Below are 16,600 nucleotides of genomic sequence, written 5' to 3'. Positions count from 1 at the left end.
AAACTCAAGAGCCAAGCACGAGGTCCGCTATGAAGGGCGTAGCCAAACTGAGCAATGGTCCTGGTGACGTCGAACTCATCGACCTGCCGGAACCTGAGATCTTGCCCGGGCATGCCATTGTCGCCGTGCGGGCGACAGGAATTTGCGGCACTGACCTGCATATTCTGAAAGGCGAGTACAAGGTTACCCCGCCGGTGGTGATCGGTCATGAAGTCTGCGGACTGGTGAGTGAGATCGGTGAGGGTGTCGATCGGTCGTGGCTGGGCAAACGCGTGGTTCTCGAGACGTTCTTCGATACGTGCCGCCAGTGCCGCTACTGCCGGGGCGGACGACCCAATCTCTGTTCCAGCAGGCGGTCGATCGGCACGCATGTCAATGGCGGCATGGCTCCCTGGGTTCAGGTGCCCGTCTCGAACCTTCACGAAGTTCCCGACTGGCTCAGTGACTACGGCGCGTCCCTGGCTGAACCGCTGGCCTGCGTATGCAATGCGGTTTTTGCTTACGGTTGTGCCATCGCACCGAGCGACAACGTCCTGGTTATAGGCCCCGGGGCTATCGGCGCCGTCGCCGCCCAGGTCGCCAAGGCCTGCGGTGCGTCCGTCGTCGCGCGCGGGACTTCCAGTGATCGCGGCCGGCTGGATCTCCTGCAGTCGATCGGCTTTGACTGTTCGGTGGCGGGTGAAACCGCGCTCCCCCCGGACAGTTTTGACGTCGTTATTGAATGCTCTGGAAATGGCCATGGACAGGCCGATGCACTGAAGGCATTGCGCAAAGGAGGGCGGCTGCTGCAGGTCGGGCTGTTCGGCAAAAACATCGACGTGGATTTCGATGCCGTATGCCGCAAAGAACTGGTCGTTACCTCAGGCTTTGCCTCTACGCCTGCATCGTGGCTGCAGACCATGGCGCTGATCGAGAAAAGGAATGTCGACCTCGACGTACTGGTCACCGAAGCCGGTTCGCTGGAGAACTGGAACCATCTGTTCGACAGCGCCATGGCTCAGAAAGGCATGAAGTACATCATCGATCCGAGGTTGGGTTCAGCGAATTGACATATCGTGCGACGTGTCGCGTGAACGAGGGCTGGCGCGCCTACCGAGGGGCATTACTGCAATCCCAGTTCCTTGGCGCGCTTGGTAAGTTCGAGCCGGGTGCGGCGGATGTGCCCCAGAAGAATTCGCTCAGCCTCATCCTCGTCGCGGCGTTTCAGGGCTTCGGTCAGCAATCGATGTTCTGCATGGATGATCCAGGTTCCTTCATTACCCGCGCCCTGCGTAAAGGCACGCCTGTAATGCTGGGTGGTGTTCCAGAAACGTTCGATCATCTCTCGTAGAGTGGTCATATTGGCGCCGGCGTAGCTCAACAGGTGAAACTCGCGGTCGAGTTGAAGAAATTCTTCGACGCTTTGCGAATGATTGATCTGTTCACGCAGCTCATTGAGGTGTCGGATCTGTTCGTCGCTCAGATTCCGCAAACTCTCCCGGATGGCCAGCGGTTCGAGGCGTTCCCGGATTTTGTATATCTCGATGAATTCGGGCAGATCGATCTTGGCGACCCATGCTCCGCTGTTGGCGCGCAGCACGACCAGCCCGTCACTCTCGAGTTGCCGCAACGCCTCGCGGACAGGAATGCGGCTCACACCAAATTGCTGGGCGAGGTCTTCCTGTCTTATTCTGCTCCCAGGCGCGAGTTGGCCGCCCAGAATGCTCTTCCGGAGCGCCGTTGCTACGCGATGACCGAGAAGATTGGCCGAAGAATCGACGTCCTCAGAGTTTCCGTTTCTTCCGTTGCGTCCCGCCTCGTTCGAAAAAGTGTCGGCATCATCGTGTGACATTGCTATTCCATTCCTCCTGGACATACATCGCCGCTTCGCGCCGTACCGCTGGCAAACCGAATGTATCCAATGCCTACCGTTTAGCACAGGGGCGAAAATCAGGAAACGGCCGGTCTAGCCATTCCGCTTTTTGCTGTGACGCCGTGTAACCCGCCTCAGAGCGAATCCTTCATACATTTCAACGCTCGCCGTAGGTTCCGGGCCAATCTGCGCATTTGCGGCCTTGCTCCCCTCGGTGCGATGCCGGGTCGTGCTCGCAGATGCGTCCCGGCATCGCTGACGCCGGCAGCGTATCCGATAGGGCCTTAAAACAGCTGAAAACCCGCAAAAATTGGGCAAAATGCAGATCATTGTATCCAATGGGATTGACGTCGGTAAACTTTGATGTTTTTGTATCCATCTTGACGCCGCTTAGGCGCAGGGTGGACGTTCGCGGAGGAGCGCCCGTTCCATAGGCAGTGAGATGATTCAGCGCGGCTGGGGTTGAGAGCCGACGCAGACGATCATTCGGCCTGGGGACGTACTTCCTTCCGTTCGGCAGCACTGCAGGCGCGTCATTTCACGCGAAAGGGAGGAACTATGCGCAATTTCTGGAAAGCGTCGGTGCTGGCGTTGGCGGCGACCACGAGTCTGGTTGGCAGCTCGCATGCTCAGGACAAGATAAAGGCATTCCTGTCGATGAGCTACATCGGCAATGACTGGCAGGGCGAGGCCGCGATGATGGTACGCGCCATGACCCTGTCTGCCGCGTACAAGGACAAGGTCGAATTCGAGACCCAGGTAGCCGGTCCGAACGCTCAGAAGCAGATTCAGCAGATCAACGCGATGGTGCAGGCGGGCGCCAAGATCATCGTCGTCTACCCGATATCGCCGACCGCTCTCAATCAGGTCGTCAAGAACGCCTGCAGCAAAGGCGTCGCCATTTTCACCTACGATGCCGAAATTACCGAGCCCTGCGCGCACAACGTCCACATCGACCAGGTCGCGGCAGGCAAGCGCGCGGCGGAGTGGCTTGCCGAGGAACTCCACGGCAAGGGCAACATCGTCTATTTCTCCGGCGTCCCGGGAACCTCGACCGACACGCAGCGGACCGAGGGCTCGCTCAAGGCGTTTGAAAAATATCCGGGTATCAAGATCATCGCGCAGACCCCCGGAATGTGGAGCCAGGCGGTGACGCGCACCGAGATGTCGAAGATCCTCGCAACCCACGACTGGAAGGACATCGACGGCGTCCTTGGCCAGGCCGGCTGCTACACGATCTTCTCGATGCAGGACGAAGCCGGCATTGCCGACAAGGACAAGAAGCCCTGTTCTGGCGAAGGAACCAATGGCCATCGCCTCCAGATGCTGCCGGCCGACGCGAAGGTCGAAGGCGCCAGCGGCACCTATCGGCCGATGGGTGCACGCAGCTTCTCCTACGCCTCGCCGCCGGTGTCCGGTGCCTATGCGATGAAGCTTGCGCTTGAACTCACCCTCAACGGCAAGAAGGTCGGCCACGACGTCATCGTGCCACTTCCCGACATCACCAACGCCAATGTGAAACTCTGCAAGGAGGGTTCCTTCGCCGAAATGGCGGCGGGCTGCAACGTGCAGTCGCCGGTGCTCGTCGCCAATCCGGGCTGGTTCGCGGAAATCTACAATTCCGAGACGCCGGAAATCGGGCTGAACGCGGCGCTGACCGGCCAGCCGGAAATGTAATCCTGGCTATCGGGAACAAGGACATGCAGGAAATCTCCGTACCCGCGATAGCCCTGGATGGGGTCCAAAAGGCCTATGGTCCCAGTGTGGCGCTCCAGGATGCGAGCTTTTCCGTCGCCGGGGGGAGGGTTCACGCTCTCCTCGGCGAAAACGGCGCTGGCAAATCGACCACCGTCAAGATTCTGAGCGGCCTGGTTCGCCCGGATGCCGGCCGGATCAGTGTTTTCGGTCAGGACGTCTCAATGGAGCGGCCGCTGGATGCGCACCGTTACGGCCTTCAGACTGCCTTCCAGGAACTGACCCTCGTGCCGGATCTGACCGTCACCGAGAACATGTTGATCCCGTATCAGCCCACTGGGCTGTTCGGCCAGCTCAAACGCCGCGAAGCTGAAGGGCAGGTAGCTGCACATCTGGCAGGCATTGGCCTTGGGCAAATCTCGCCGCGCACCGAAATTCGCGATCTCGAACTTCCGCTGCGGCAAAAAATCGAAATCGCAAGAGCGCTTTTTCGCAAGCCGCGCGTCTTGCTGCTCGACGAATCGACGTCGGCCCTTTCAGGCGCCGACGTCGCCTGGCTTGCCGGCCTGGTGGAAGCCCAGAAGCGCCTTGGCACAACGGTCCTGTTCATCACCCATCGCATGCCGGAAGTCAGGCTGTTCTGCGATGAACTGACGATCCTTCGAAACGGCAGGAGTGTCGGTTCGTATGCGCTTGGCGACGTCAGCGACGACGAAGTCATCGAAATGATCATCGGCAGGTCAATCGAGAAGACGTTCCCGGTGCGCGTGCCGATCGAGACGGATGCAGCATCGGTGCTCGAAGTGCGGAACCTGACTTCGGGACGCGCAAAGGATGTTTCCTTCTCGATCCGGGAAGGCGAAATTCTGGGCGTCGCCGGCCTCCAGGGCATGGGCCAGCTCGACGTCTTTCTCGCGTTGTTCGGCGATCGTGCCCGACAGAGCGGTGAGATCCTCGTCGATGGAAATGCCGTCCGGATTGGCTCGCCACAGGATGCCGTCAGGGCAAAGATCGGCATCAACTTTGTGCCCGAAGAGCGCAAGACAGAGGCGCTGTTCCTGAAGCTTGACGGCCGGCGCAACGTGACGATGCCGATCATCAACAAGTTCACGCGCTTCGGCATCATCGATGTCGGTGCCGAAGAGGGAGCGGTGTTGAGTGCCCTCGATCGGGTGCAGGTGGCTGAACGGGCCCTTGACACGCCAGTCAACGCTTTCAGCGGCGGCAACCAGCAGAAGATCGTCATGGCGAAATGGCTGCTCGCCGGCAGCCGGGTGCTGCTTTTGTACGACCCCACGCGCGGCGTCGACGTTGGCACCAAGCACGAGATCTATCTCCTGATCAGCGACTATGTCCGATCGGGAGGAGCAGTGCTCCTGTACTCGACCGAGATCGAAGAGGTCGTGCATCTCAGCCACAGGGTCATCGTCTTCTACGCAGGAGGCGTCGCCGCGGAAATGGACGGCTCGGAAGATGAAATCAGAGAAGCCGCGATCATGCGGGCTGCGCTGGGATCGGATACCGGGATCATGACAAAGGCAGCGGAATGACAATCCAGGGACATATGGGAACCATGCCAATCGCTAAGGCCGCTCCACTGATCCGAATGAACTGGGGGCGCAGTCGTGGCTTGATTTTCGCAATGGCTTTCCTCGCCGTGCTCGTTCTGCTGGTCAACGGGCTCTCGACTGCCCCGCTTGGCTACTTCGATTTCGTCTATCTTTCATCGGGAGGCCTCACGCTGGCCATCGCTGCGGTCGGCGCCACCATAGTCATCCTGACGGGCGGGTTTGACCTCAGTGCCGGCGCGGTTATCGCATTGGTGAATGTGGTGCTTGCCACGCATCTCGGCGACGACCTTGCGAGCCAGGTGTTCTGGGCGGTTGCGGGGGTCCTGCTCGGGGCGGCAATTGGGCTCTTCAACGGGTTCTTCGTTGCGGTGCTTCGGTTGCAGTCCATCGTTGTCACGCTGTCCACGATGTTCATCATCGGCGGATTGACGCTGCTGCTTCTCGACATACCGGGCGGCCACGTTCCCGAGTCCTTTTCGAACTTCTTTGTCGGCAGCGCGATCGACGATCTGTTTCCGTCCGCGATCGTGGTCGTGGCGGCGGTGGTGGCTGTCTGGCTGCTCGTCAAGAACACCCGGTTCGGAATGGCGATCTACGCCATTGGAAGCGATCAGGATGCCGCCAAAGCGGCGGGCCTGAACGTCGTGCTCAACAAACTTGGTGCCTATGCCTTGGCTGGCGCTTTCTATGGTATCGCCGGCGTCGTCGTGACCGCGCAGACCGCGACCGGTGATGCTCTGGTTGGCGAGCCGCTCCTTCTCCAGATCTTCACTGCGGTGGTCCTTGGCGGGACGCTGTTCGGCGGTGGCAGGGGTGGTGCCGTTGGATCAATCGTGGGCGCCTACAGTCTGATGCTGATCGTCAACATCCTGCTTGTACTGAATGTATCAGCTTACTACTCGACCGTCGTTGAGGGATGCGTGCTTGTCGCAGCGGCCCTGCTCGGCGCCTGGTCTACCCCCGGCGTCCGCAACTGGTGGACGCTGTTTCGCCAGCGACTGGCTCCAATGCCGGGGACCGGGCAGGGCAGGCCGCTTGTTTCGTTGATCAGCCAGCGATCGGACAGGCGCTCGCGTTCCGCATGGCTTGCCCGTAACGGCGAGACGATACGCTATATTTCGCCTGCCTTTGCCTGCTTTGCCATCGTGCTCGCGATCACCGCACTGTTCATGGCACCGCTGAGCTTCAGCTATTTCAATTCCATTCTGCTGCTCAGCTCCTTCCTGATCATCCTTGCGCTCGGCCAGGGCACGGTGATCCTGGCCGGGGGGCTGGACCTCTCGATCCCGTGGACAATCGGCCTGTGCGGCATTCTCGCGGGAGGATGGTTGCATGGCAGCGATGCTGCGCTCTGGTGGACCATCCCGCTTGTTCTCGCGGTGGGAGGCACAATCGGGTTGGTCAACGGGATCGGCGTCGTCGCGTTCAGACTGCCTGCAATCGTTGTGACCCTGGCGATGAACGGGATACTCCAAGGACTGGCCCTGCTGTATTCGAATGGAACCCCGGACGGGTTTGCTTCCCCAGCCCTGCGATGGTTCATGACCGGTCGGTTTGCCGGCATTACGCCGGTGGTCTGGTTCGTCATCGCGTTTGCAATTTTCGGATTGGTGCTTCTATCGAGGACCCCCTTCGGGCGCCGTGTCTATGCGATCGGCAACAATCCCCGCGCGGCGCGGCTTTCGGGTGTCAATGTCGATCGCACCACTGTTGCCGTCTACGTCCTGAGCGGGTTGTGCTCGGCGGTTGTTGGCATCCTGCTGACCGGCTTTGGTGGACAGGCGAGCTTGGGGATGGGCGACATCTACCTGTTACCTTCCATCGCCGTCGTCGTCATTGGTGGCACCCTGATTACGGGCGGTCGTGGAAATTACATCGGCATGATCGGTGGCGTCCTGCTGCTGACCAGCCTCCAGACGCTGCTGGCAGGAACCACCGTTCCACCTTCCATGCGGGAGATCATCTACGGAATCGTCGTCCTTTTCGCCGTCGTGGCCTTGCGGGAGCGCACCAGCCACTAAGCGATCCAGATGAACCGCAGGCCGCCAGCTGACCTTGGCGCGCCTGACTTGAGAGAGACCACCTCACCGGTTGAACAGACTGACCGGGCTCCGCGGAATCATGTCCGCAGAGTGAGTAGCCTATTGGGAGAAATCTATGACCGCCGTCGCACTCGATACACCTCTGAACCTGCCCTGTGGAGCCGTCCTGCCCAACCGGCTGGGTAAGTCTGCAATGACCGAAGGCCTAGCGGATCCTTTCGGTCGCGCGACCGAAGACCATGTCCGGTTGTACCGTCGCTGGGGCGAGGGTGGCACCGGCTTGCTCCTGACCGGAAACATTCAGGTCGATCGTCGTTCACTGGAGCGCCCAGGCAACATCCGCATTGAGGGGCCTCAGGATGCCGAGCAGATGAAGCGACTGTCGGCGCTTGCCAGCGCCGCCCAGCATCATGGCGCCAAAGTATGGGGTCAGATCGCCCACGCGGGACGCCAGGCGCCTGCGGACGCATGTCCCGATCCCGTTGCGCCTTCCGCGGTGCCACTCAAGATGCTCCGATGGACGCAAAAGGCCCCGCGTGCGCTGACCGAGTCTGAAATTGAAGATCTCATTTCGCGTTTTGGCAATGCCGGGAAAGTCCTCAAGCAAGCCGGTTTTGACGGTGTCCAGCTTCACGGCGCGCATGGCTATCTGATCAGCGAATTTCTGAGCCCGAGCGTGAACCTGCGAACCGACAAATGGGGAGGCAGCCTGGAGAATCGCGCGCGCTTTCTGATGAGCGTGCTGCGGGCGGTACGGCAGTCTGTCGGTCCCGACTTTCCAGTTGGCCTGAAACTCAACTCCGCAGACTTCCAGAAGGGTGGCTTCAGCCATGCCGAAAGCCTGCAGGTGGTCGAATGGCTGAACAATGAAGGCCTCGACCTGCTCGAGATCACAGGCGGGACTTACGAACACCTCAGCATGATCGGCGTCAAGATCGACAACCAGTTCGATCGTGAACCGGCACGCGCATCGACGAAGGCTCGGGAAGCCTACTTTGCGGTTTACGCGGCCGACGCGCGTCGTATCGCAAAGATGCCGGTCATGGCGACTGGTGGGTTCAGGCGCCGCGACTCGATGGTATCCGCTCTCAATGACGGGACGTGCGATCTCGTCGGCCTCGCCAGGCCGCTCTGTGTCGACCCCACCATCTCGAAAAAGCTTGTCGCCGGTTCGTCCGCGGAAACCCAGACACTCGAATACACCATGAAACTCAGCGATGAAGAAAAGGCTGGGCTCGATCCCGACGAGCTCCAGATCTCAACTGTGCTTGGCCAACAGGCTTTCTTCTTTCTCACTCTGTTCGACATGGGTGAGGGCAAGGATCCGGATACCAGCCGCAGTCTGCCGGTTGCCCAGAGGGAATTGGCAGCACGCGAGGCTGCAATCACCGCCGCCCTGACCAACTAGTCGACAATCGACCGGCATCACAGGCCGGAAGTCTTCCGTATTCCCGACTTCGACGAGGTTTCCATGTCAAAAGCCAAGCGCCTGTCTCCCAAAGCGGAGTGGATCGAACTTGTTTCAGAAAAAGCAGACTGGGACAAGGCGGACCCGGCCATGCTGGGCACCATGCTGTCCAGCCTGCACCTCATTCGCGCATTCGAAGAAAAGGTGCTTGATCTGGTCGGTGAGGGGCTTGTCCATGGACCCGCGCATTCGTCGATCGGTCAGGAAGGCGGGGCAGTCGGATCCGCGCTGGCGCTTCGGGTTGACGACCAGGTCAACGGTTCTCATCGAGGCCATCATCAGTTCCTGGCGAAGGCCCTGAATTACGCAACACGAGGGGTGATCGAGCCGGATCACCCGATCGTGGGCGACACACGTGGCATCCTCTACAAGACCCTGGCGGAGATCCTGGGTCTCGCACCCGGATACTGCAAAGGACGGGGCGGCTCGATGCATCTGCGCTGGGTCGAAGCCGGCGGGCTTGGCACAAACGCCATCGTCGGGGGCGGTGTTCCGCTCGCGCTAGGTGCAGCCTTTGCCCACAAGCATTCCAACACAGACGCAATCGCCGTAAGCTATTTTGGCGAGGGCGCCATCAACATTGGCTCAGTGCTGGAAAGCTTCAATCTCGCCGCAGCCTGGAAGCTGCCGGTGTTGTTCTTCGTCGAGAACAACCGCTACGCGGTTGCCACGCATGTTGAAGAGGTTACAGCCGAACCAAGCGTTTCGGCACGTGGCCCTGGCTTCGGCATCCCATCCTGGCGGGTCGACGGCATGGATCCTCTTGCTGTCCTTCTCGCAACCCAAGCGGCCGTCGCGGGCATCCGCAGTGGCGCCGGTCCGGCAATCATCGAGGCCGACGTCTACCGCTATTTCCATCAAAGTGGCCCGATGCCGGGCAGTGCCTTCGGCTATCGAACCAAGCAGGAAGAAGCCGAATGGAAGAAACGCGATCCGTTGGACCGGGTCGCCGACAACATGCTGCGGCGTGGGCTCATCACGCGTGAGGGGATCGAAAACCTTCGTCACGTTGCCCTTCAGACAATGGCCGAACTGGCCGACGAACTGACGGAACGGACCGAAGGCAACAAGCGCAAAATCCGACCTTCATTGTGGCCATCGCCGGACTTTATCGATGTCGGCATACGCGGCGACCTTTCGGAACTGAACGGGGTGCGCGTCGAAGAACAGGCCAGCTACACGGGCCAACTAGTAGACCGGAAGTTCGTTGATGCAATCGCTGACGTCATCGGCCGTCGTATGGAATCCGATCCGCGTGTCGTTGTGCTGGGCGAAGATGTGCATCGGCTGAAGGGCGGTACGAATGGTGCCACAAGGGGACTGAAGGATCGCTTCCCGGAACGGGTACTCGGCACCCCGATCAGCGAGGCTGCCTTTCTCGGTCTTGGAACCGGAATGGCAATGGATGGCCGATTCAGACCCATCGTCGAATTCATGTATCCGGACTTCATGTGGGTGGCGGCCGATCAGGTCTTCAATCAGGCCGGCAAGGCAAGGCATATGTTCGGTGGCGAGTCCGCGGTACCACTCGTGTTGCGCACCAAGGTCGCGATGGGCACAGGCTACGGATCGCAGCATTCGATGGATCCGGCGGGGGTCGTCTCCTCCTCACCGGGCTGGCGAATTATCGCCCCGTCGACGCCCTTCGACTATGTCGGCCTGATGAATACCGCTCTGGCCTGCAACGACCCGGTGCTCGTCATCGAACATGTCGATCTTTATCAGCAGTCTATGCCGGTGGCCGCTGACGACCTCGACTATTTCATTCCATTCGGAAAAGCAGCTGTCCGCCGCACAGGTTCGAAAGCGACGATACTGACCTATCTGTCCATGGTGCATCGGGCAATCGAGGCCGCCGACGAACTGGGTGCCGATGTCGAAATCATCGATCTGCGCAGCCTAGATCGGGCGTCGCTGGACTGGAAGACGATTTCGGACAGTGTCATCAAGACCAACAATGTCATCATTGTCGAACAGGGCGCCCGCGGCACCTCCTGGGGTGGCTGGCTGGCCGACGAAATCCAGCGCCGCCTGTTCGACTGGCTGGATCAGCCCGTGCAGCGTGTCACCGGTGGCGAAGCATCGCCATCGATCTCCAAAGTGCTGGAGCGGGCGGCGTTCGCCGGCAAGGAAGAGATATCGGCCTCGCTGCGGGAATTCGTTAGGTAGGGTTTGCAGTCACTCTGAGCGCCATCCATCCTGATTTCCCGGAGCCCGAAAGGGCATCCTCCCCGGAGCGGATCGCGATGACCTGGATATGCGGCCAGGTCTCGCGATCCGTGACGCGGCATGCACACTTTCGGCCACAGGAGTCGGGCTTACGGTGCATCCCGCCACCCCTTTCGCACCTCGTTTCATTATCTGAGGTTCAAACGAAACGACACGAACCAAAGCCACTTGGCGATCAAATCTTTAAATTAACCGGGCATGGCCCGGCCACCAACGCCGTGAGACGGGTGGTCCAGACACGGTTTGAAGATAAGTATGCATTTTGCCTGTGGCATCGTATTGGGGCCCGATTTTTCGTGCCGGATAGAAAATCAGTGACGACCAAATTCGCCGAACACGCCTTCGCTGACGGCTAGCAGACTACTGATGATCGCCAACAGGCAGGAGATGTAGAGTGCCATAAGGATGATATAGGACCAAATGACGGCTCCCCACGGCCAAAGTCGAGGGATGACCTCGTCGCAGCCAAAGAATTTTATCATCTCAGTGGCATTGGCTAATCCTCGATTCTTGGCTGTCTGAAGACCCTCGGGATCTGTCCAGAGTCCGATCACGACCCTGTTTCCCGACAACTCGGGACTGCTGTCATAGATGGCTGCTGTAAGGCTTTGACGGGAAGCAAGATACGTAGGCGCCAGCACTATCGACGCGAGGAACAGGGCAATCGCCCACAACCACCAAGTTCGCTGCAGCGCGCGTGTTCGGCGCTGCCGGGTTGCTGCGAGAACGACTAGTGTCAGCGCTAACACGATGAAGGATGCGATCCCCGAGTTTGCGGTCTCGCTACCAAGCCCGTTACAAGCTGAGTCTGGTAGAGGCGGAGCAATAGCGAGCAGCACCGCACCGAACAGTGCGAGAACCGATCCTACAAATTGGCCCGCTCTGAGAATAATGTGAGAATCCATGGATCTCATGTCGATTACTGCTGGCATCGGTTGGGGGACTTTTGAGCTTTCTTGCCGAGATATATCAAGTCGACCGGCGGAGCCTGTTCGTCGAAATGATTGGGTGGCTCCAACATCGCTATCTCGGTGACGACCGTTCCAACGGGCTCCTCCGCCCAGACGCAATACATGCCGTACATCGCCGAAAACGTGACGGGCGAAGACAAGCCAGCACGGCGGAACTGGCTTGGATTGGTCAGATAGGGCTTTGAGTAGAAAATCGTAATTCCTCGTTGGGGCTTTGTCATCGCTAGGTCTCCCCATAGCCGGACTTCGACATTCATCGCCATCCGGGTGCCGCCAGCAGGGTTCAAAGTGCTGCCGAGTGTCTCGCTGAGGAAGCTCGCCTGATACTGTCCATCGGTGAAAATGTCCTCGGCCGTGGCAAGAGCGGTATCCTCCAACTTCTCGCCCCTTGAGAACCGCAGTATCAACTCGTTTAGCGTCTTATACTGTTCGTTGAGGTCTTCGAGCGACTGTATTGAAAACGGGCGCTGCCTTGCATCGAGCGCGTTTGCCCAAGCCTCGGAAAGTGGCCTCATCGCCCCGATCTGTTGCGCGAGCACTGCGTTGGAGCCAGCCATCGCTCCCAGCTCCTGTGTTGCCTTTCTGAAAGCCTCAAGCTCGTTTCTCAGATCATCCTTGAGTTTGCGGTCCAGGACGACAACCAGCTGATCGCCGCCTTCGATGCGCGCCCTGATGTCGGCGGAACCGATCTCCGCGGTTGGAACCAGAACAGTCGGCTTTTGTGCCAGACTGACAAGATCCGGAGCGTTGTTGACCCGAAAAAGAAACTCGACGAGATCGCCGTCGAGCCTGAAGTTGTGACTGCCCGTGATTTCCCGGATCTGAGACAAGAGTTGAGCCGGTTCCTGTTTGACCAATGTCACGCTACCTAGGCTTACCTTTGCGTCGGTTGCCGAGACCTGGCTCACCTCTGAGTTGTCCTTGTTAACGGCGAGCAGCTCAAACGGCAGCGCTCCCGGAATGGCACTATTTTCAACCGTATGGAGCACGCCCGACTCCTGAGCCTTGACGCCATTGTTCGACAATCCGAACAGGCAGATCAGGGCGCATACAGTCCATGCAACAGAATTGAAGTGCCTGCCGTTATCCCTATGGCTTATCATCTTCCCCTCCGCCACCAGATGAACTATCAGTCGAAATGGGCAGCCCGGCAGGCTGTCTCAGAGTTATCTCTCGCGCGCGATCCTCTATCGACTTGCTAAGCCTATAGAACCGCGCACGCTCCGCCTCATTTACTCCTGCAGTGCCCAGACTTGGCGCGATCAACTCGACGTAGTCGAGAAGATCCTTGAGGCTAGAGTGCGAGGGATAGGTCCACAGCCCCTTGGCTGCCAGCGCATCGTCGAAGAACGCTTGCGTCAGATTGGTCTTGCCGAGCGCTGTGGCCCGCTTGGTTGGCTCGGATGATGACATCACGATCATTTGCTTGTCGTAAATCAACTGTCCAAGCTTCGCACCGTTGAAAGGACCGGGCTTTCTTCCTTCCGCAGTGACCGCCGACGCCGACGAACAGGTATCAAGTACAACGACGAGATGTCTGGCGTCGATCGCTGCAAATGAGGTGGCGAGTTCCGAGTCCGTTATTGCGCAACTGCAAAGCGCCCCGCTCGTGACGTCGAAGCCAGGTGTGGTGTCCTGAGGCATGATCTGGAAAACATTTTCTTGCGCGATGCCGTGGGCGGCAACGTAGAGAACCACCGCGTCGTCGGCACCCACAGGCTTCAGACTCTCGACGATCTCTGGCGGCCAGCCATCAGTGTTCGCATTTCTCCCGGCCAGAATATCAAGAACGCCAAGGATGGTTTTCTTGTCTGCCGGCAGGACAGCCGGCTTGCGCTCTCCTGGAATGAGCCGTCCGGGCGAGCGTGCTTCGATAGGGATCTTCACGAGTTGGTAGTGCAGTCCCGCAAGATCAACCGCGCGAGGAAAACCATCAAGGAAAACTTCCGCGCTGGCGACCGCATGGCTGAGGACCAGACTGCTATTGTCGTTCGCATTGATACCGATGGCAATGACATACATGGTTTTGCTGAACGACTGTCCGGTCCGCCCCTGCAGGGCAAGGTGAAACGGTTTTGACGGCACTGAGCGCACTCCTGTGCCGTTGAAGGCGTAGGCGGAAAAAACTGTATCGGAAACAGCCGGGTCCCGTGGCAGCATCACACCATACGTCACCTCGATCGTCCCGTCGGAGGCGATTTTCGCCTCGTGCGATTTCTGGATTTCGCCCGACGTCCCGGCTACAAGCTGGCCGTCGCGAAAAAGCTTCAGGTTGAACGCAGTTGTTTGCTGGCTGGCAGCCGAGGACCCCGGTTTGACCTTGACGGTGACCTCGGCGCGCGCCTGACCAATCAGACGAGCTGAGTCAATCGAGACTTCCGGAAGTTCTTCGCGCAATCCATTTTCCGCAACAATCTCCGGTAGCTTTCCTTGCAGCACAGTACCGATCAGGCCGGGAGTGAAGTAGGGCTCCATCAATGCTTCAAACGATATCGAGCTCAGCAGATCGTGTCCGGACAAGCGCCACCGAAAGTCACCCAGAATATCGAAGTTGTTGGTGTCGAAACGGCCCGTCGGATCAATCGCGATCCAACTGCCATTCGATGTTTCGAAGACGCTTAATTTTGGCTCAAGAGTGGCTGCGTCGAATAGGTCAATGCCAAGATTGGCTGCCAGCAACAGCTTCTTGTCCGGGCTGAAAACGACGCGCCGCACATCCTCGTACGGCCCCCAGATTCGCCGTGGCGCGCCAAAGGCTGTCCCGCTCCGGGGCACGGAGATCAGCTTTCCGCCGTCTGCGCCAAGCACCAAGCTGCCATCCACTGGAGAGATGGCCAACGTGCGGACAAACTGGGTTTCGGGATCGGAGTTCCACTGGCTGACGGGTACTACAAGTTCGGGCTGGCCACCGGTTCGGAAGTTAAAGCGCCAGACACCGTTCCGTCCTGCGAACAATACAGACTGATCGTCCGTATCGAACACCGCATCCATGACCACGTCGTTGCCGTTGAATTCCGCAATTGGCAGTGGGTTGCCGGATCGAAAGACACGCAGGCCGTACTCAGTGCATTGGATAAAGAGATCGGAACCGGGATGTGGCACGAGACAGGTGGTACGCCACTGCGAGGCAGGCACGTATTGGGTCTCGATTTCGAATGAATCAGCGCGCAACTGATACAGCTGTCCGTAGATCGTGGCGTAGAGGAGATGTTGCCCATCTGCGAGATAAGCGATTTCGGACGCTGGGTAGAAACCCCGTTTGATGCTGGAGACCTGCGTCGGTCCATTGGCCGACCAGAGCGTAAATTCGTGCTGCGGCGGATCTACATCTTCATCGAGGCGCTGAATCGTCAGCATGTTTCCGTTCTTGGGATTCAACGCGAGGATTCGTCCCGCAATATCGACGTCGCGTCCAGATATCGCATCGAGCAATCTGATATTGGGAGGAGGAGGATCGACATCCATACGCCTCGGTCCAGAAATGGTGTTCGCAAGCGCAAGAGCGGTCGTCTCCCCTAGAAAAGACATTTTGGCGCGACGCTCGAATTCAATCTTTGGATTCACACGGCTTGAAATAGCGGGTGATGGCTGGCCGCCCTGTGCCTGGGCGCCAATATCCCAGACAGCCAAAGTTCCATCCTGGCACCCGACAAAGAGATGGTCGTCATCCAGAAAGGAAAGTACCAGTGTGTCGGTACTGCCGAACCGATCGAAGGCCGCATGGAAACGCGTGTGCTTCGAGGGATCGGGCAAGTACGCCAAGTCGATATTGCAACTTGTATCCCCATGTGCCAGCCAGGATCTGTTGGGAGACACCGCGAGCGTATGCCCGTCGAGTCCATCGATCCCCGGCAAGCCTATCGTAGGCTGGGCAGGTGAAAGTTTGTCATTGAGGATCGAGAGTGCCAGGTGGCCCCGGCCCGGCCCGGTCAATTTCAATTGAACGTTGTCTGCATCATCGAAAACGGCAAGCCCAAAGGCATCCATGGGACTCCTGCCGACTTCCACCAGGTTGCGTGTCTCCCAGTTTATAACGGCCGTTGCTTCGATGTAACCGAAGAGCTTTTGATCGTTGGCGAAGAATTTAAGGCTGCGTGGCCGTCGATCATAAAGGGGGGAATGTCTCAACACATGGCCGGTGTTGACGTCGACAGTAGTGACGTCAAAGGTTTCGTCGTTGTGCGATATAGACAGGGCGAGTATGGACCCGTCAGAACTAAGAGCGGCATCTTCGATCCAGTCGGGTTCCGTTGTGAACTTGGACCTGATGGCGCCCGTCGCACTCTGAAGCAGTTCGCCACGCCGTATTTCCTGAGATGAGAAAATCGTTTCGCCCTTGCGACTGACGGCGATCGTGTCGATCGCGTTCTTGTGCTCGGGATACCGTGAAACCGGTCGGCCGGTTTCAAGATCCCACAGGATCACTACGCCGTCGTCGCCGCCAGTCACAAGCCAACGGCGGTCCGCGCTGATGGCGGCGTCGCGCACTGGACCGGAGTGGCCGAAAGGTATGACCAGCCGCGAGAGATCGGCACCCAGGGAAGGTGCTGAAGCGAGCAGCGCAAATAGGAAAAAACCGCATCTAGCCTGCGGAGACATGGTCGCCCCCCCCTCGTCTAATTCTATTGGCGTAGTGAAAGCATATGTGCGGCTCTGTTCAATAGCATTCCTTCAGTCTGTTGAATACATCTGCTTGTCTTGATTGACGTGCTCCGTCTTTTCCCGCCAGCCAATAATTTGGTCAGATGGTCACTGCTCTGTTCCTGAAGTCT

Annotated in this window: 10 protein-coding genes; 6 read left to right on the top strand and 4 right to left on the bottom strand. The window is 58.8% G+C overall.

The features are described from left to right. Positions 1 to 29: 29 nt before the first annotated feature. On the top strand, positions 30 to 1,049 hold the full coding sequence (locus tag EB231_RS29430) for an alcohol dehydrogenase catalytic domain-containing protein (RefSeq protein WP_172351894.1): 1,020 nt from the start codon (positions 30 to 32) through the stop codon (positions 1,047 to 1,049). A gap of 53 nt (positions 1,050 to 1,102) precedes the next feature. On the opposite strand, the gene EB231_RS29425 is transcribed toward EB231_RS29430, so the two are convergent. After that, positions 1,103 to 1,831, bottom strand: coding sequence for a GntR family transcriptional regulator (locus tag EB231_RS29425; RefSeq protein WP_172351893.1), 729 nt, complete (start codon positions 1,829 to 1,831; stop codon positions 1,103 to 1,105). Between the two features lie 579 nt (positions 1,832 to 2,410). On the opposite strand from EB231_RS29425, the gene EB231_RS29420 reads away from it, so the two are divergent. The 5 genes from EB231_RS29420 to EB231_RS29400 all read left to right on the top strand — a co-directional run bounded on the left by EB231_RS29420 (position 2,411) and on the right by EB231_RS29400 (position 10,797). Continuing rightward, entirely contained in the window at positions 2,411 to 3,529 is a 1,119-nt protein-coding gene (locus tag EB231_RS29420; protein WP_172351892.1) for a sugar ABC transporter substrate-binding protein, read from the top strand. Between the two features lie 23 nt (positions 3,530 to 3,552). Further along, positions 3,553 to 5,097: a sugar ABC transporter ATP-binding protein gene (locus tag EB231_RS29415; protein WP_172351891.1), complete on the top strand. Its 1,545-nt coding sequence runs from the start codon at positions 3,553 to 3,555 to the stop codon at positions 5,095 to 5,097. Positions 5,098 to 5,189: 92 nt separating this feature from the next. Beyond that, positions 5,190 to 7,139, top strand: coding sequence for an ABC transporter permease (locus EB231_RS29410; RefSeq protein ID WP_246740758.1), 1,950 nt, complete (start codon positions 5,190 to 5,192; stop codon positions 7,137 to 7,139). Positions 7,140 to 7,275: 136 nt separating this feature from the next. Further along, positions 7,276 to 8,568 carry an NADH:flavin oxidoreductase/NADH oxidase family protein gene (locus EB231_RS29405; protein WP_172351890.1) on the top strand — a complete coding sequence of 431 codons (1,293 nt, stop codon included), beginning with the start codon at positions 7,276 to 7,278 and terminating at the stop codon, positions 8,566 to 8,568. A 63-nt stretch (positions 8,569 to 8,631) separates the two neighbouring features. Continuing rightward, positions 8,632 to 10,797 carry an alpha-ketoacid dehydrogenase subunit alpha/beta gene (locus EB231_RS29400; RefSeq protein ID WP_172351889.1) on the top strand — a complete coding sequence of 722 codons (2,166 nt, stop codon included), beginning with the start codon at positions 8,632 to 8,634 and terminating at the stop codon, positions 10,795 to 10,797. Positions 10,798 to 11,168: 371 nt separating this feature from the next. Here the strand turns inward: EB231_RS29400 and EB231_RS29395 are convergent, their stop codons facing one another. The 3 genes from EB231_RS29395 to EB231_RS29385 are packed head-to-tail and all read right to left on the bottom strand — an operon-like array spanning position 11,169 to position 16,427. Continuing rightward, a complete protein-coding gene (locus tag EB231_RS29395; RefSeq protein WP_172351888.1) occupies positions 11,169 to 11,762 on the bottom strand; it encodes a hypothetical protein in 594 nt (197 codons plus the stop codon). A gap of 14 nt (positions 11,763 to 11,776) precedes the next feature. Then, positions 11,777 to 12,931: a hypothetical protein gene (locus tag EB231_RS29390; protein WP_172351887.1), complete on the bottom strand. Its 1,155-nt coding sequence runs from the start codon at positions 12,929 to 12,931 to the stop codon at positions 11,777 to 11,779. After that, the gene (locus EB231_RS29385) at positions 12,918 to 16,427 is read right to left on the bottom strand and encodes a WD40 repeat domain-containing protein (protein WP_172351886.1); all 3,510 of its coding nucleotides are present in this window, start codon (positions 16,425 to 16,427) and stop codon (positions 12,918 to 12,920) included. Before EB231_RS29385 ends, EB231_RS29390 begins: the two co-directional genes overlap by 14 nt. Positions 16,428 to 16,600 lie beyond the last annotated feature (173 nt).

It is taken from the genome of Mesorhizobium sp. NZP2298, assembly GCF_013170825.1.
Lineage (GTDB): Bacteria > Pseudomonadota > Alphaproteobacteria > Rhizobiales > Rhizobiaceae > Mesorhizobium.
The sequence above is the reverse complement of the archived record's forward strand: the minus strand, read 5'-3'. Positions and strand labels throughout refer to the sequence as shown.